This window comes from Lactobacillus hominis DSM 23910 = CRBIP 24.179 (assembly GCF_000296835.1).
GTDB classification, from domain to species: domain Bacteria; phylum Bacillota; class Bacilli; order Lactobacillales; family Lactobacillaceae; genus Lactobacillus; species Lactobacillus hominis.
Genome location: NZ_CAKE01000017.1, coordinates 1 through 17,508, shown reverse-complemented (window position 1 = coordinate 17,508; position 17,508 = coordinate 1). Strand labels below are relative to the sequence as shown.

Genomic DNA, 17,508 nt, shown 5'->3' with positions numbered 1-17,508 from the left:
CCTCTATTTTATTTGTTAGGAGGGAAGTTTTAATTTAATGAAGAAAAATAAATTGAGCAAACTATTTTCTTTATTATTAGTATTCATGGCTTTATTTAGTTTGTCTGCTTGCCAGAAAAAGACGAGAAATGTCTATAGCGAAGCTAAAAGCAATAATTCAATTATGTGGGGCGTTAAAGCAGATACGCGTTTATTTGGCTTAATGGATATTAAAACTGGAAAAATTGAAGGCTTTGAAGTGGATTTAGCTAATGCTTTAACTAAAAAGATTTTAGGTAAAAACGCCAAAGCTGAATTTACCCAAACAACTGCCAAAACTAAGTTGCCACTCTTAAAAAATGGTAATATCGATGCAGTACTCGCTGCCATGACAATTACGTCAGAGCGTAAAAAACAAGTCGACTTTAGTAAGCCATACTTTAATGCCGGACAGTCGCTTTTAGTTCCCGATAATTCACAAATTAAAAATATTAAAGATTTAAATGGTAAGACAGCTTTAGCTGTAAAAGGAACAACGGCTGTAGCCAATGTAAGAAAGTTTGCTCCTAGGGCAAAAGTCTTAGAATTTGATGATTATGGTCAAGCCTTTACTGCGTTAAAGGCAGGCCAAGGCCAAGCAATGACAACCGATAATGGTTTGCTTGCAGGAATTGCTACAGAAAATAAGGGCTATAAATTAGTTGGCGGTACTTACACTAGCGAGCCGTATGGAATTGCTGTTAATAAAGGCCAAAAACAGCTGCTCAATAAAATTAATAAAGCTTTAGTAGAGTTAAAAAAAGATGGAACCTATCATAAATTAATCAAAAAATGGTTCGGAAATATTCCTGGTTTTGACGTTAAACAAGCTGAACTTGATTAAAGGACTTGCGTTTTTTAGAAAAATATTATTTAATGTAATCATTATTTAATTTAAAAACTATAAAAGAGAAAAGTAGGTTAACGATTCTTACAGTGAGCTGGCGGTAGTGAAAAGCTAGCAGACCCCCGTTAAGTTGAAAGACACTCTTTTACAAGGTTGCTTATTTAAAAGATATGCCGTGTGCGCCACGTTACAGCGTTGATAAAGTTGGTCTAAGTTTTTATTAGACAATTTGGGTGGTACCGCGGAAAAAAGCCTTTCGTCCTGATTACATTAGGAAACGAGAGGCTTTTTCTTTGTTTCTGAAAGAATTTTTTAGAAAGCTGAAGGGAGTTAAAAATGAGCGCAATTATTGAATTTAAGCATGTTGATAAATATTACGGCAAATATCATGCCTTAAAAGACATTAATCTTTCTATTGAAGAAGGATCAGTTGTTTCAATCATTGGACCTTCTGGTTCTGGTAAGAGTACTTTAATTCGTACAATGAATGGTTTAGAGCCAATTAATTCAGGACAATTATTGGTTACTGGATATGATCTTGCCGATAAAAAGACTGATTTAAACAAGATTAGAAAAAATGTTGGGATGGTTTTCCAGCACTTCAATTTATACGACAACCATACAGTTTTAGAAAATATTACTTTAGCTCCAAAGATCGTTTTACACCGCGATGATGAAGAAAACAAAAAGATCGCTATGGATCTTTTAGAAAAAGTGGACTTAGCTGATTGGGCAGATCGTTATCCAAGACAATTGTCTGGTGGTCAAAAACAACGTGTAGCTATTGCACGTTCACTTGCAATGAGACCTAAAGCAATTTTATTTGATGAACCAACTAGTGCGCTTGATCCAGAAATGATCCAAGATGTGTTAGATGTTATGAAATTTGTTGCAGAACAAGGTATCACAATGGTTGTAGTTACCCACGAAATGGGATTTGCTCGCGAAGTGGGCGATCGTTTGATTTTCTTTGATCAAGGACAGATCTTAGAAGATAGTAAACCAGAAGAGTTTTTTGCACATCCTAAGACTGAACGTGCACAACAATTTTTAAGCAAGGTTATTGCTAAGTAGGTGTGCTTATGAAAAAATGGTTCAAATTTTTGGCTGTGCCATTTGTTTTCGGACTTGTTTTATTTGCTAGTGGCTGTAGTAAAAAATCGCAAAACCGTAATGTTTATCAAGAAACTAAGCAAAGCAAGACCGTAGTTTGGGGCGTTAAAGCAGATACGCGGTTATTTGGTTTAATGAGTATTAAAACTGGTAAAATCGAAGGCTTTGAAGTGGATTTAGCTAATGCCTTAACTAAGAAAATGTATGGTAAAAATGCCAAAACTGAGTTTGTACAAACTACGCCTAAAACAAGAATTCCATTATTAAAAAATGGCAATATCGATGCTATTTTAGCAACAATGACCATTACGCCTGATCGTAAAAAGCAAGTAGATTTCACAGCGCCATATTTTATGGCTGGACAATCATTATTGGTTCCAGAAAATTCGACTATAAAAAATATTAAGGATTTAAATGGTAAAACCGCTCTTGCGGTAAAAGGAACTACGGCAGTTGATAATGTTAAAAAGTTTGCTCCGAAAGCTAGAATCTTAGAATTTGATGATTATGGTCAAGCTTTTACAGCGTTAAAAGCAGGTCAAGGTCAAGCAATGACGACAGATAATGGACTGTTAGCCGGAATTGCGCGCGAAAATAAAGGCTTTAAGCTAGTCGGGGGCACTTACACTAGTGAGCCTTATGGTATCGCCGTAAATAAAGGACAAACGCAGATGCGCGATCATTTAGATAGCGCTTTGACTGAGTTAAGAAAAGATGGTACTTATCATCGTTTAGTTGAAAAATGGTTCGGTGGCATTCCAGGATTTAATATTAAGGAGGTTGAAAAAGCGTGATCAATATTTTAGTTAATCACTGGTCAGAGTTTTTATCTGGCTTTTGGAATACAATCTTATGTAGTTTAATTGCACTGTTTTTCAGCTTGATTTTAGGAGTGGGCTTCGCTCTTTTAGAAGTCGCACCTAATAAATTTGCTCGTGTAATTGCTCATATTTATATTGAAATTTTCCGTAATATACCTCTTTTAGTTATTACGATGATTTTTTACTTGGTAGTTCCGCAAATTTTGTTTAAAGTTTCTGGCTTTGCGGCCGGTACAATTGGATTAACTTTATATACTTCAGCTTTTATCGCTGAAACTGTTAGATCTGGTATTAATTCTGTTGGCGACGGGCAAATGGAAGGTGCGCGTTCAAATGGGATGACTTATACTCAAGCAATGCGCTATGTGATTTTGCCCCAAGCTTTAAAAATAGTAATTCCACCATTGGGTAACCAATTCATTAATTTAATTAAGAACTCTTCAGTTTTAGCCTTTGTAGCGGGATTTGATTTGATGTATCAAGCTGACGTAATTGCTTTTTCATCTTTTGAAACAATTAATACTTACATGGCAGTTGGACTATTTTATTTAGTATTAACTTTGCCGTTAAGTTATTACATGCGTCACTTAGAAAAGAAACTAGCAGCATAGGAGGAAAGATATGGAAAACTTTATTCATGCATATTCATGGATTGATATCCGCTTTTTGCTCCAAGGTTTGTGGGTGACAATCTATGTTTCATTAATTTCAATCGTTTTAAGCTTTATTTTAGGCTTAGTGTTTGGCTTTATCCGCTATGTGAAAATCAAATATTTATCGGCAATCGTAGGCTTTGTAATAGATATAATTCGTAACTTGCCGCTACTTTTGATAATCTTTTTCACGTATTTTGGTTTACCGGAATTAGGGATTATTACCAATCCGACAGTGGCTTCAATTATTGCCTTGGTTGTCTTTGAAGGCGCAATGCTTGCTGAAATTGTGAGAAGTGGTATTGCAGCAGTTGATCCAGGTCAAATGGAAGGTGCTCGTTCAAACGGAATGACTTACATGCAGGCAATGTATCATGTGGTAATTCCACAAGCTTTGCAAAAGATGATTCCGTCACTACTTTCACAATTTGTATCTTTGGTTAAGGATACTTCACTAGCTACTATAATTGTGCTACCAGAATTGCTTTTCCACGCACAGATTATATATAGTCAAAATACTACATACTTAATTCCAATGTATGTCATTATTTCAGTAATGTACTTTGTGGTATGTTTTACTTTATCAATGATTGCCAATCATTTACAAAAGAAATATGCATAATTTAAGCAAAAATAAAAACAGCATGATTCATGCTGTTTTTTTGATGCTTTAAATTAAATTTTAAAAGCTACTGCTTCGTAAGGCTTTAATGTTAAGCTATCGCTAAGTTTACTAGTGTCATTTGGATAGTTGCTAATTAAGACTTTAGCTTTATTTTGAGCAAATTCTGCTGGAATTTGGACTTTAGTTTCTTTATCAAAGAAGTTTGCTAAAACTATAATCTTTTGTTTGCTGTCATCAAGATATCTTTCGTATGCCATGACACTATCGTGATCTTGTAGAAGAGGCTTAATGTGACCATCTGAAATTAATTTCTCAGTTTTACGCAATTTAATTAGTTTTTGATAGAAATTGAAAATTTCCCCTTGAGCTAATTCTTTTTTGACATTAATTCTGTCTTGATCAGTCGGCATGAGCCATGGCTTCACATTACTAAAGCCAGCATATTCAGAATCATCCCAGTGCATTGGTACACGTGAGTTATCTCGAGCTTTTGCATTAATAATTTTGAAAGCTTGCTTTTTATCTATTCCTTTATCAAGTAATTCCTGATAAGCGTTAAGAGCTTCGATATCAACATAGTCATCAATTGACTTGTAGTGTGGATCCATCATCCCCAATTCTTCACCCATATAAATGTATGGTGTTCCTTTAAGAAAATGCAGAGCTACAGCCAGCATTTGTGCAGATTGAACGCGGTATTTACCGGTGTTACCAAAACGATTTAGGGCCCAAGGCTGGTCATGATTATTCCAAAATAGGGCTTGCCAGCCGCCGCCTTGGTCAATTTTAGAATTCCAAGTAAGCATAATGTCTTTTAATTTCTTGAAGTTAAATGGCATAATTGACCATTTCTCACCATCTTTGTAGTCAACTTTTAAGTGGTGGAAAGTAAAGACCATTGATAGTTCGTGATCTTGCGGACGAGTATAAGCAATCGAATTTTCAATAGTCGTTGAAGACATTTCACCAACAGTGACGCTATCAGGATCTTGTCCGAAGGATTCTTTATTTAACTGTTTGAGGTAGTCTTGCACGATTGGGGTATCTGTATAAAGACTCTTTTCTTGAGTAGGGTTAATTGAATCAACTAGTTTTTCGTCTTTACCAGTAACGTTAATTACGTCAAATCTAAAGCCATGAACTCCTTTAGCGCGCCAAAAGTTAACAACGTCGATTAAGGCTTTGCGAACATGCGGATTATGCCAGTTTAGATCTGCTTGCGTTGGACCATAAAGGTGCAAGTAGTAATAGTCGCTATCGCCAAATTTTGCCCAAGCAGGACCACCAAATTTAGATTGCCAGTTGTTAGGCAATTTGCCATTTTTTCCCTTTCTTAAGTAAAAGAAATCTTGGTATTTTTTATCGCCAGCTAATGCTTTTTTAAACCATTCGTGTTCAGTTGAGCAATGATTTAATACCATATCTAGCATTACACCAATATTGATTTCTTTTAATTTTGCTACTAATTCTTCAAAATCGGCCATCGTACCAAAGCGAGGGTCGATTTTTTTGTAGTCGGCAATGTCATAGCCATTATCATTTTGTGGAGAAACAAAGAAAGGATTAAACCAGATCATATCGACATTTAATTTCTTGATATAGTCGATTTTTTCAATAATTCCGCGTAGATCGCCGATCCCATCATTATTTGAGTCATAAAAAGATTTGGGATAGATTTGGTAGATAACTTTTTTGCCTAAATTATTCATAATAAAGCCTTTCTATAATTTAATATGTTTTCTGCGCGCAAAGTCGACGAATTTAAACCTATCAGGTCTGTGATAAGACAAGGTGAGTTCAAACTTAGTTGTATCTTCTAGATAGTTTCTACTTGCTACTAAGACAGCCATCTCGTTGTCTAGATTAAGCAGTTTCTGGATGTCATTGTCAACCTTGGTGACGGTGATTTCTTTAGTTGCATAAGAAATTGATAGACCTAATTCCTGTTCTAAATATTGATAAATTGATTTTTCAGCGGCAGATTTAGAAATATCTGTAATCGGAGGATCTAGCAGATAATCGCAATCTAGGACATCTGGTTCATCTTGAATTATCCGTAAACGCTCGATATGAGTGCCGCAGCTATCAGCTTCTTCTTTAAAGTAGGGAAGAAACTTTTCTGGAAGATGAGAGCATTTTTCAAAGGTTATGACTTTTGTTTGGGCCTTCATATTTAGGCCATGATTTAATTCAGCAAAACTCGTAATGCCTGAGATTGGAAAGGTGTAGCGATCAAGATCTAAGACTAACGAGCCCTTACCCTTGATTTTTTGAATTAAGCCTAATTCTGTAAGCTGGTCTAAAGCACGGCGAACAGTTTCGCGCGATGTTCCATATAAAGTAGTGAGTTGTTTTTCACTAGGGATGTAATCGCCAGAATGATAAAGCTCATGCTTTATTTTGTTTGCGATATCTTGTGCGATGATATCTGATTTTGACTCCATTTTTTTCACCTCTGTCTTTTATTATACTTACATGCCTAGACATGTAAAGATATTTATATTTATTGATATAAAATAAAATGAAACGGTTACAAAATTTATATTGACATCTTGTCTAGACAAGCATAATATAATACATGAAATAAATGAAAGCGAATTCAACTAGGAGAGAATGAAATTATGGCAGATAAGACAGTTAACTTATTAGCACCTGCTACTGGTGCCGTAATTGCTTTAGAAAAAACCTCTGATCCAATATTTTCTCAAGGAACTATGGGTCAGGGATTTGGTTTAACGCCGACGCATGGTCATGTTGTAGCACCAGTTTCTGGTAAGGTTACAATGATTGCTGATAGTAAGCATGCCGTTGGTATTGTGACTGACGATGGACTTGAAGTATTAGTTCATATGGGCATTGATACCGTAGGCTTAAAAGGAAAGCCTTTTGAAATTAAAATTAAGGCCGATCAAGAAGTAAAAGCAGGCGATCCAATCGCTGAAATGGACCTTGATCAAATTAAAGCTAAAGGATTAGATACCACTATTATGGTTTTAGTTACTAATTCAGCTGATAAATTAGCAGGATTAGATGTAACTGAAGGAAAGGCAGAAGCCGGTCAAGTTGTTGCGACTGCCTATTTGAAAGATGAAAAACAAGAAGAAAGCCATTCAAATAAAAAACTTTCTCATAAAGATTTAGCTACTTTCATCATTAAAGAAGTTGGTGGAAAAGACAATGTTAATAATGTAATCCACTGTATTACCAGATTGCGTTTTTACTTAAAAGATGAAAATAAAGCTGATGACGATACTTTAAAGAATCAACGTGGAATTTTAGACGTAATGCATGCTTCAGGACAGTATCAAGTTGTAATTGGTAATGAAGTTGCTAGCGTTTATGATGAAGTTGTTAAGCAACTCGGCGACTTAGGTAATCAAGAAATGCCACAACCTAAAGACGATGGTAAAAATCCAATTAGTCGCGGTTTTGGCAATTTAATTGGTTTTATCACTGGATCTATGAGTCCAATTATCGGAGTAATTGCTGCAGCTGGTATTATTAAAGGTATTTTAGCTTTATTAACTTTACCTCAATTAGGTAGTTTATTAAGTATTAAAAGTACGCCTTACATTACCATTAGTGCAATTGCTGATGCATCGTTTTTCTTCTTACCAATTTTAGTAGGTTATTGTGCAGCCAAAAGATTAAATTCTGATCCAATAATTGCTGCAGTAATTGGTGGAGCGCTAGTTTATCCACAGTTAGTTGAATGGGGCAAAGCCTTTAAGACAATGTTTGAAGTTGGTGGAATTAAGTTTGAATTCTTAAACTACACTTACTCAATTTTCCCAATGATTTTAGCTGCATGGTTAGCTAAAGAATGCGAAGTTTGGCTTAAGAAATGGCTACCTTCATACTTACAAATGATTTTTGTACCATTAATTACAGTTTTGGTAGTTTCAATTTTGACTTTAACTGTAACTGGTCCAATTATTCAAGGTATCGCTAACGGTATTGCGGTCTTCATCAATTGGTTAGTTCACGCTTCTGGCTGGATCGGCGGATTTATAATCGGTGGCTTTTACCAAGTATTGGTTATCTTTGGCCTTCACTGGGGCGTTGTGCCGCTGGTTGCTCAACAAATTGCCGGAACTGGCGAAAGTGCATTGAACGCAATTATTTGTTCATCAATGATTGCTCAAGGTGCTGCCGTATTAGCTGTTGCTATTAAGTCTAAGAAAGAGGACTTAAAGGAATTAGGTTTTGCTTCAACTATTTCTGCAATGTGCGGTGTTACTGAACCAGCTGTTTATGGTATCAGTTTGAGATACAAGAAAGTATTTATTTCTGGTTGTATTGGTTCTGCATTTGGTGGTCTTGTTACTGGTTTAATGCACGGAACGATGTATGGCTTTACCGGCGGCTTAATTGGATTTTCATCATTCTTCAATCCAAAACATCCAACTGATTTATCAAGTTTCTACACTTTCTTACTTGCAAGTTTAGTTACAATTATTGTTGCCTTCTTAGTAACTTGGTTCTGGGGCTACAATGACAACATGACTAAGGGCGCTAAAGTAGCTAAAAAGAAGAGACCAGGAACTAATTAAATAAATGAGAAGTCTTAAGGAAATCGCCTTAAGACTTTTTTATTAGCAAAATATAAAAAATATTTGAAAAAGCCATTAATTATTAATATAATTAATATAAATTTAATTTCGCGAGGAGTGAGATGATGTTTTTGAAATTATTTGCTAAAAAAGAAGATAAAGTAATTCAGCATTCTTTTGATTTGAGGGCATTTTCTAGTCTTAGCACGAAGTTAACTGAATGCAATGTTGTATTAGAAGTTGGTTCAGAATTTAAAGCTAGCTTTGTGGGAAAAGAAAGTATGCTTCCACAATTAAAACAAGAAAATGGCAGTCTATCTTTTAAGCAAAAAACACATCTCGTGCAATTTTCTCAAAATCCAGAGCAAGTTTTAACTATTACCGTGCCTAAAGATCATGCCTTAAATAGTCTTGATTTGCAAACAAATGAAGGAAACATTGAGATTGTTGATCTTGATAGTGAACGTATGTGGCTCAAATCTAGCCAGGGGCGTGTGCGCGTGCGACGAAGTCAAGCTAGTGAAGCTTTACTTGAAACTAGCGACGGCAATGTGACTGTTAGAAATAGTAAATTAGGCGACGGAAAATTAACGACTTACAATGGCGAAATTAAAGTGTCAGGTTCGACACTTGCAGATATGCATTTATCGATAGCTAATGGCAATGTTTCATTAACTGATAGTTCTATTGCAGGTGGCGATAGTCAGTTAAAATGCGGCAACTTAACGATCGATCATGTTCATTTTGATAGTGATTATTTTGTTAAAAATATTGAAGGCACTAATACAGTATGGAGCGTAAATGTTAAGAAGGCTGTCTTTAAGACTGTTAATGGACAAAATGTGATCGAAAATGATCCTGATCCAGCAGGTTATATTTTAAATATGCAAACAGTGGATGGCGATAATGTTATTCAGTAAAAAAAGCTTGCGTAGCATTTAATAAAAAAATCAATGCTTCGTAAGCTTTTTGTTTTAATTATTGAACATCGCTTAAAACTGAACGAATTTTAGTAGTAAGCATGTCGATAGCGACAGTATTTTCTCCACCTTCTGGTACAATAATGTCCGCATATCGCTTGGTGGGTTCGATGAATTGATTGTACATTGGTTTAACTGTTGCTAAATATTGATCAATGACAGATTCTACTGAACGGCCTCGTTCTTGAGTGTCGCGCTCTAGACGACGAATAAAACGAATATCATCATCTGTATCAACAAAGACCTTAATATTCATTAAATTACGCAGCTCTTCTTCAGCTAAGACTAAAATACCTTCTAAGATAATGATATCAGCAGGTTCTGTATGAATAGTGCGCGTGCTTCGAGTATGAGCAGTAAAGTCATAAACTGGCGTTTCAACAGATCTATATGACATCAGATCTTCTAATTGTTCGACGAGTAAGGGCATATCAAATGCATCTGGATGATCGTAATTGATCTTTTTTCTCTCAGACATCGGAAGATCATCATTATTCTTGTAGTAAGAATCTTGAGTCATAATTAAAATGTGATCGTCTTGCTGCAACTGATCGTAAATTTCATGGGCAATTGTTGTTTTTCCACTTCCGGATCCACCGGCAATACCGATGATAATAGGGCGTTTACTCTTTAACATTCCTGTACTCCTTTTTTAAACTATAACAATAATACTCTAAAATCAGGCAAAATGGGGCGTTTATCGAAAAGTTTGCGAGATTTTGTGCATTTTTTCTAAAAGAGGATTAAGATAAAATAGGATGGTTACAGAATAGTTGCGAATTTTACGTTAGATATCAGTTTAGAATGAAGGTTATATTTGTGACAGCTTCAGAAAAAGCCGTAATTAAGCAATGGAAACCACGCTATAAAAAGAATGTTTATCTATATTTATGGATTTATGGGATTTTAGGCGCAGTAACAGGGATTACAAACGATGCAGCTTTATCGTATTTTGATATAGTTGCACCGCATTTGATTTCTGGATTAAATATTTTTAATGCTATCACTGCTTTATTGATGTCGCTAATGATTGTGACAGTGCATGATTTTGGTTATCGGAAAATCTTACTTGTACTGCCACCATTGACGTCAATCTTTTTGTTTTTAACGACGGTTACACAAAATCAAGTCATTATTATGTTTTCTTACATTATTTCATGGACCGCGATTGGTGTTTATGATTTGATGTATCCTTTGATGTGGACTTCTTATGTACCAAAAGAAATTAGAACTAAGATGTTCACGGTCGTAATGGTTGTTAACTTGGTATGCCAGACTATTTTAACTTTTATTGGTGGAAAGGCTGTTGTCTGGTTCTTTAGCTTATTGCAGGGCATTTCTTATGATTCAGCCTCTAATTTATCAGCTCACCCGCAAGCAATGTATGGCATGATGCTAACGAATTATACCAATGCTTATCGCTGGGTATTAATTGCAACAGCAATTTTCAATATGCTCGCATTCTTTTTGGCATTCTTTATTAAAGATGAGCCACAAGATTATCGTACAGTTGATAAAAAGAAGGCAGAAACTCCTGAAGAAAAGAAAGCTGCTTTTAAGGCTTTAATCAATAAAGATACTTTAATGTGGATTGCCTATATTGCAGGTATCCAATTAGGTGCTAGATTGGTAGTGCCATATATTCCAATTTATTTGAATGACTTTTTGCATATTCCCCGGGGAATAACTTCAACGATTAATACTTTCCAGACAGCCGCAATGTTTATTGGTTACTTCTTTGCTCCATTTTTAGCTAAAAAATTAGGTGCGATTGTATCAATTGCAGCAGGTACTTTAACTTGTGCGCCATTGATGTTTATGATGGCTAACGGACGCAATTTTGGTACTGGAGTAACTTTGTTTATCACGGTCGGTGTATTGCTCTTTTTAAGATCAGGTTTAGCTAACGCAACTATGCCGATTCAACAAGAAATTCAAATGGTCATTGTTGACAAAGACATGCGACCTGCTTTTACAGCAGTCGTGCAAATTGCTTATGCAGTAATCGGTATTGTTGATGGTTTATTTACAGAATTTTACTTATTACGTAAACCAATTGGTTATTCATATGCATACTATATTGCAACTGCATTGTATGTGATTTTGAGTCTTGTTTTGCTGTTTGGTTTTACCAAGAAGTATAACTGGATTTTAAATGCAAAGAAAGATAAAACTGAATAAATGAGAAGCTCACTTAAAAGGTGAGCTTTTTTCGTGATAAAATGACCTTAATTAAGATAAAGGATCTGATTAAGTGAAAGCAAAAACTGGTATCGTATTTGAAGGTGGCGCAATGCGCGGCTTATTTAGTGCAGGAGTGCAAGATGTGCTATTAGAAAACAATATTAAATTCGATGGTGCGATCGGGGTGTCTGCAGGTGCTGCCTTTGGAGTAAATTATAAGTCGCACCAAGTCGGTCGAGTTTTAAGATACAATGTACGCTATGCGCGCGATCCACGCTTATCTAGTTGGCAGTCTTGGCTTAAAACCGGCGATTTGTATGGAGCTGATTTTTGTTATCGGGAATTGCCAGAAGAATTAGATATCTTTGATGCCGAAACTTTTGCAAAGGATCCAATGGAATTTTGGTGCGTAGCAACTGATATTCAAACCGGCGATCCAGTTTATCATAAACTAATTAATGGAAAAACAGCTGATTTGCAGTGGATTAGGGCTTCATCGTCAATTCCATTTTTTGCAAGACCTGTTAAAATTGGCAATCGTTATTATTGGGACGGTGGAGTAAGTGATTCGATACCATTAGAATTTTTTGAAAAGCGTGGCTATAATCGCAATCTTGTTGTTTTAACTCAGCCAAAAGAATATCGCAAAGTTAACAAACATACCTATCTTTTTTTAAAAGCAATTTTGCATAAATATCCTCAAGTTTTAAAAAGACTAAAAACTAGAACGCAGGATTACAATGCTGTCTTAGATAAAATTGCCAAACAAGAAAGAAGTAAACAGATCTTTGTAATCAGACCACCGCATACTTTAAACATTGGGACAATGGAAAAAGATCCCCGAGAGTTAACTAGAGTTTATGAAATTGGAAGAAAGACGATGGTTGAAAATATGTCTTCTTTGAAAGTATTTTTAAAACAATCATGAAACAAGAATCTCTTTTTACAAATAAAAATAATGAACCTTTGGCTAGCAGAATGCGTCCGCAAACTTTAGATGAAATTGTTGGACAAAGCCATTTGCTTGGTAAGGGAAAGATCTTGCGTCAGATGATCGACCAAGATCAGGTGCCATCGATGATTTTATGGGGACCGCCAGGAGTGGGCAAGACGACACTGGCACGTGTAATTGCGCGGCATACTAAAGCTGAGTTTATTTCATTTTCAGCAGTTACCAGCTCAATTAAAGATATTAAAAAGGTAATGGGCGATGCTGAAAAGAATGCTGATTTAGGACAAAAGACTATTGTTTTTGTGGATGAAATTCACCGCTTTAATAAGGCGCAACAAGATGCCTTTTTGCCGTTTGTGGAAAATGGCTCTATTGTTTTAATCGGAGCAACTACTGAAAACCCTTCTTTTGAAGTTAATTCAGCGCTACTTTCGCGTTGTCGAGTTTTCGTATTGAAGCAGCTTGATGAAGCCGAAATCAGTAAAATGCTGGAGCGTGCTTTAAAAGAAGGCTTTGACCAAACGCTGAATATAGATTGTAAGATCTTGCATCAAATTGCTATTTTTGCTGATGGAGATGCTCGCAGCGCCTTAAATACTTTAGAAATGATTGTAGAAAACAGCGATATCGAAAGTGATGGCAGAATAAAAACTGATAGTGATTTGCTAACGCAAATTTTAGGCGGCAAAACTTTAAAATATGATAAAAATGGTGAAGATCACTATAATGTGATTTCTGCTCTTCATAAATCTATGCGCAATAGCGATGTTGATAGTGCCATTTATTGGTTAACTAGGATGCTAGAAGGTGGTGAAGATCCGCTATATATCGCTAGAAGATGCGTTCGTTTTGCTAGCGAAGATATTGGACTAGCGGATATGAATGCCTTGAATTTAGCGATTAATGTTTATCAAGCATGCCAGTTTTTAGGGATGCCGGAGTGCAATGTTCACTTAACAGAGCTGGTGATTTATCTTTCGCTTGCACCGAAATCAAATGCTATTTATATGGCAACACAAAATGTGGCTAAAGATGTTAAAGAAACTTTGAATCAGCCGGTTCCTTTGCAAATTCGCAATGGTGTCACAAAACTGATGAAAGAAGCGGGCTATGGTAAAAACTATCAATATGCCCATGATACAAAGGATAAAATCACGTCGATGCAGACAATGCCTGATAATTTAGTGGGGCATCATTACTATTTTCCAACAGAACAAGGTCATGAAATTCGTTTTAAACAGCGATTAGAGCAGATACAAAAATGGCATGAAAAGCAGGACGAGTAAAAGCTAGTGAAAACTGGCTTTTTAATTTGCTCTTGCACTGAGAGTTATTTTTTCGCTATAATTAAAAAATATTTAAAGGCTTAATATAATAATGAAAGAGGAGTTCGATGACAAAGAAAAAATGGATAACTTTTTTCTTAGCGCTATTATTTGCTGCAGTTAGCTTGCTTACGCCGGCAACAACTTATGCTTCCGCTAAAAAAATCGAACAGGGCACAGTTTTAAAGAATATAAAAAAAAGCGGCAAATTAGTAGTTGGTACATCAGCTGATTATCCACCGCTTGAATTTACCGCTAGTGAAAACGGCAAAACGCGCTATGTTGGTGTTGATATCGAATTAGCGCGCCAAATCGCTAAAGATATGGGCGTGAAATTAGTTATTAAAAACATGTCGTTTGATTCATTGCTAGTTGCTCTAGAAACTGGAAAAGTGGACATGGTTATCTCAGCCATGACGCCTACTGCAGAAAGAAAAAAGAGCGTTGCATTTTCCAAAATTTATTACAAACCAAGTGGTGAATTTTTCTTATTAAATAAAAAAGATCGTGATAAATATGACACGATCAGCAAGTTAAAAGGCAAAACTGTAGGAGCACAGACTGGCTCAATTCAATATGATGAAATTCAAAGTCAGATGAAGTCTTCTAAAGCTAAAGGTTTAGGTAAGATCAACAATTTGGTTTTAGCTTTGCAATCAGGCAAAGTGCAAGCAGTTTTAATGGAAGAATTGACTGCTAAAGCATATGCTCAAAATAATAAGAGCTTAGTGGCTGTTAGATCTGATATCAAAGATAGCCAAGCTGGAAATGCTGTAGCAATTGCTAAAGGTCAAAATGATTTGGTAGCTCAAGTGAACAAAACAATCAATAAGGTTAAAAAGGATAAATTGGTTGATAAAAAGTTCTTGCCAGCAGCTGCAAAGTATATGAAGACAACGCAGAAAAACAATACTTTTGCAAAATACATTCCATATTTCTTTAAAGGTATCTGGTATACCATTGTAATTACCATCTTCTCAGTTTTAATTGGTATTATCTTAGGTACTTTACTTGCTTTGATGCGTTTTTCTAAGAATCCTATTTTGCACTGGGTTGCTGTTTGCTATATCGAATTTATTCGTGGAACGCCACAAATGGTTCAAATTTTATTTGTGTACTTTGGCATCGGTTATTTGATTTCTAACTTATCAGCCATCGTTGCCGGAATTATTGCTATTGGTCTTAATTCTGGAGCTTATGTGGCAGAAGATATTCGCTCAGGTATCGACTCGCTTCCTAAAGGACAAATGGAAGCCGCGCGCTGTCTAGGATTAAGTCGCGTCAAAGCATTTAGATATGTTATTATTCCACAAGCTATTAAAAATATTTGGCCTGCTTTAGGAAATGAGTTCATTACCTTGCTTAAAGATAGTTCGCTGGTTTCAGTAATTGGAGTTAGCGAATTGATGTATCAAACTCAATTGGTCCAGACGTCTACTTACCGTGGAGTTTTACCATTATTTATCGCAATGATTATTTACTTCATTATGACATTTTCACTTACCAGATTATTGAACTACTTTGAAAAGAGGATGAAGCGCAATGACTAAAATGATCGAAATCGAGCACCTCAAAAAAAGTTTTGGCAAGAAAGAAGTATTAAAAGATATTTCGGCTGTTGTAAACAAAGAGCAAGTTATTAGTATTATTGGACCTTCTGGCTCAGGTAAAAGTACTTTTTTGCGCTGTCTAAACGTACTAGAGACACCAAGTAGTGGTAAAGTGATTTTTGAAGGTAAAGATTTAACTCATATTGGTGAAAAAGAATTAGACGAATTACGTGAAAAAATGGGTATGGTTTTTCAAAGCTTCAATCTTTTTCCTAATATGAATGTAGTTGAAAATATAAAACTAGCTCCGATGAAAGTAAAAAGCGTCAGTGAAAAAGAAGCGCAAACAAAAGCCATGGAATTGCTTGAAAAAGTTGGACTAGCAGATCGAGCAAGCCAATTCCCATCTAGTTTATCTGGTGGTCAGCAGCAGCGTGTAGCTATTGCTCGGGCACTAGCAATGGATCCAGAAGTAATGCTATTCGATGAGCCGACAAGTGCGCTTGATCCTGAGATGGTTGGCGAAGTTTTAAAAACTATGCAGGATTTGGCTAATTCAGGAATGACAATGGTCATTGTAACGCATGAAATGGGCTTTGCTAAAGAAGTTAGTGACGAAGTCTGGTTTATGGCTGACGGATATTTACAGGAAAAAGGCAGTCCCGAAGAAATATTTGATCATCCTCAAAGCAAACGTGCTCAAGAATTTTTGTCTAAGGTATTGTAGAATAAAAGAAGAATATGTTGATACGAAAGCGATCTCTTTGAATTTATAGTTTGAAGAGATCGCTTTTTGTATTGATAATATTTAATTTCCATTTGAGATGGAAATGTGAGATCATTACTAATTTATAAATATATGCACAAACTTTCCTTTGGATACTATACTGGTCAAATTGATTTAGTTTCTAAACATAATTTGAAAGAATTTGTCGCTAATAGATTGGATAAAGGAATTCAATCTGAAGCAGACAATGGCAATAATAGTGATGTTTTAATCCCATCTGGAATCGATCAGATGAATATTGTTCATAATATTGCAAAAACTGTTTCTGAAATTAATAAATATAGTAAAAACGATGTTGAAATAAGTACTTATCCCAAATTTATGAATCTATTAAGAGATAAGAAATTAAATACTTATCAAGGAGAATTACGTCATCCAACTTATGCTAAGCGTTTATGGAATGAACACAATGTTCATTTAGATATTACTGACCAAGATAGAAAAGATTTGCTTGAAGGAAAAGTTGATATTTATACATTTTCTTACTACATGAGTAATGTTGTAACTACTCACGAAGTAAAAGACAAGATGAGCGGTAACTTTGCGGCAGGCGCTAAGAATCCTTACCTGAAGTATTCAGAGTGGGGCTGGGCAACTGATCCAGATGGATTGCAATACTATCTGGAAGTGATGTATGATCGCTATGACATTCCAATGATGGTTGTAGAAAATGGTCTTGGTGCTGTTGATAAGATCAGCGATGACGGCAAGATTCACGATAATTATAGAATTGACTATTTGAGAATGCATATTGAAGCTATGGAGCGTGCAATCGATGATGGCGTAGATTTGATTGGCTACACTACTTGGGGGTGTATTGACTTAGTTAGTGCTGGTACTGGTCAAATGTCTAAGCGTTATGGCTTTATCTATGTCGATCGCGATGATGAAGGAAGAGGCAGCTTAAAGAGAATGCCAAAAGATTCATTCTACTGGTATAAGAAAGTAATTGAATCCAATGGGAAAGATTTAGCTTAATTAAATTAATATGGAAATAAAGGAATCCAGAATGATATGAACCCCGAAATTCGGACAAGAATTTCGAGGTTTTTATTTATGGCTAAATTATCTAAACAAGACAAAATTGGTATTTACAATAA

General features: G+C 35.6%; 15 protein-coding genes, 1 pseudogene and 1 other annotated feature. Of the genes and pseudogenes, 13 read left to right on the top strand and 3 right to left on the bottom strand.

Going from position 1 to position 17,508, the window contains the following annotated elements; translation table 11 throughout:
* The first annotated feature begins 37 nt into the window (after positions 1-37).
* The 5 genes from BN55_RS06515 (at position 38) to BN55_RS06495 (ending at position 4,074) form a co-directional block, all read left to right on the top strand.
* Positions 38-862 (top strand): transporter substrate-binding domain-containing protein, encoded by an 825-nt coding sequence (locus BN55_RS06515; protein ID WP_008471197.1) that lies wholly within the window; start codon positions 38-40, stop codon positions 860-862.
* Positions 863-912: 50 nt separating this feature from the next.
* Positions 913-1,132, top strand: a binding site (T-box leader).
* A gap of 69 nt (positions 1,133-1,201) precedes the next feature.
* A complete protein-coding gene (locus BN55_RS06510; RefSeq protein WP_008471196.1) occupies positions 1,202-1,939 on the top strand; it encodes an amino acid ABC transporter ATP-binding protein in 738 nt (245 codons plus the stop codon).
* Between the two features lie 8 nt (positions 1,940-1,947).
* On the top strand, positions 1,948-2,772 hold the full coding sequence (locus BN55_RS06505) for a transporter substrate-binding domain-containing protein (protein ID WP_008471195.1): 825 nt from the start codon (positions 1,948-1,950) through the stop codon (positions 2,770-2,772).
* Positions 2,769-3,410: an amino acid ABC transporter permease gene (locus BN55_RS06500; RefSeq protein WP_008471194.1), complete on the top strand. Its 642-nt coding sequence runs from the start codon at positions 2,769-2,771 to the stop codon at positions 3,408-3,410. Before BN55_RS06505 ends, BN55_RS06500 begins: the two co-directional genes overlap by 4 nt.
* 10 nt (positions 3,411-3,420) lie before the next feature.
* Entirely contained in the window at positions 3,421-4,074 is a 654-nt protein-coding gene (locus BN55_RS06495) for an amino acid ABC transporter permease (protein WP_008471193.1), read from the top strand.
* A gap of 53 nt (positions 4,075-4,127) precedes the next feature.
* Here the strand turns inward: BN55_RS06495 and treC are convergent, their stop codons facing one another.
* Together treC and treR are read right to left on the bottom strand one after the other, a co-directional pair.
* Entirely contained in the window at positions 4,128-5,786 is a 1,659-nt protein-coding gene (gene treC, locus BN55_RS06490; protein WP_008471191.1) for an alpha,alpha-phosphotrehalase, read from the bottom strand.
* Positions 5,787-5,798: 12 nt separating this feature from the next.
* On the bottom strand, positions 5,799-6,521 hold the full coding sequence (gene treR, locus BN55_RS06485) for a trehalose operon repressor (RefSeq protein ID WP_008471189.1): 723 nt from the start codon (positions 6,519-6,521) through the stop codon (positions 5,799-5,801).
* Positions 6,522-6,698: 177 nt separating this feature from the next.
* Here treR and BN55_RS06480 point away from each other — a divergent pair, with 177 nt between their 5' ends.
* Both BN55_RS06480 and BN55_RS06475 read left to right on the top strand, forming a co-directional pair.
* Positions 6,699-8,630, top strand: coding sequence for a PTS sugar transporter subunit IIABC (locus BN55_RS06480; protein WP_008471188.1), 1,932 nt, complete (start codon positions 6,699-6,701; stop codon positions 8,628-8,630).
* 122 nt (positions 8,631-8,752) lie between these two features.
* A complete protein-coding gene (locus BN55_RS06475; protein WP_040469447.1) occupies positions 8,753-9,550 on the top strand; it encodes a DUF4097 family beta strand repeat-containing protein in 798 nt (265 codons plus the stop codon).
* Between the two features lie 58 nt (positions 9,551-9,608).
* Here BN55_RS06475 and udk read toward each other — a convergent pair whose 3' ends face one another.
* Positions 9,609-10,247, bottom strand: coding sequence for a uridine kinase (gene udk / locus BN55_RS06470; RefSeq protein WP_008471186.1), 639 nt, complete (start codon positions 10,245-10,247; stop codon positions 9,609-9,611).
* Between the two features lie 182 nt (positions 10,248-10,429).
* Here udk and BN55_RS06465 point away from each other — a divergent pair, with 182 nt between their 5' ends.
* From BN55_RS06465 to BN55_RS06440, 6 genes and pseudogenes are all read left to right on the top strand, one after another.
* Positions 10,430-11,791 carry an MFS transporter gene (locus BN55_RS06465; protein WP_008471185.1) on the top strand — a complete coding sequence of 454 codons (1,362 nt, stop codon included), beginning with the start codon at positions 10,430-10,432 and terminating at the stop codon, positions 11,789-11,791.
* 73 nt (positions 11,792-11,864) lie between these two features.
* On the top strand, positions 11,865-12,722 hold the full coding sequence (locus tag BN55_RS06460; RefSeq protein ID WP_008471184.1) for a patatin-like phospholipase family protein: 858 nt from the start codon (positions 11,865-11,867) through the stop codon (positions 12,720-12,722).
* Positions 12,719-14,032, top strand: coding sequence for a replication-associated recombination protein A (locus BN55_RS06455; RefSeq protein ID WP_008471183.1), 1,314 nt, complete (start codon positions 12,719-12,721; stop codon positions 14,030-14,032). The genes BN55_RS06460 and BN55_RS06455 overlap by 4 nt, the downstream gene beginning before the upstream one ends.
* Before the next feature lie 107 nt (positions 14,033-14,139).
* The gene (locus BN55_RS06450) at positions 14,140-15,621 is read left to right on the top strand and encodes an ABC transporter substrate-binding protein/permease (protein WP_008471182.1); all 1,482 of its coding nucleotides are present in this window, start codon (positions 14,140-14,142) and stop codon (positions 15,619-15,621) included.
* Positions 15,614-16,348, top strand: a complete 735-nt coding sequence (locus BN55_RS06445; protein WP_008471180.1) for an amino acid ABC transporter ATP-binding protein — start codon at positions 15,614-15,616, stop codon at positions 16,346-16,348. The genes BN55_RS06450 and BN55_RS06445 overlap by 8 nt, the downstream gene beginning before the upstream one ends.
* 429 nt (positions 16,349-16,777) lie before the next feature.
* A pseudogene (locus BN55_RS06440) lies at positions 16,778-17,386 on the top strand (family 1 glycosylhydrolase); the annotation flags it as partial.
* Between the last annotated feature and the right edge of the window lie 122 nt (positions 17,387-17,508).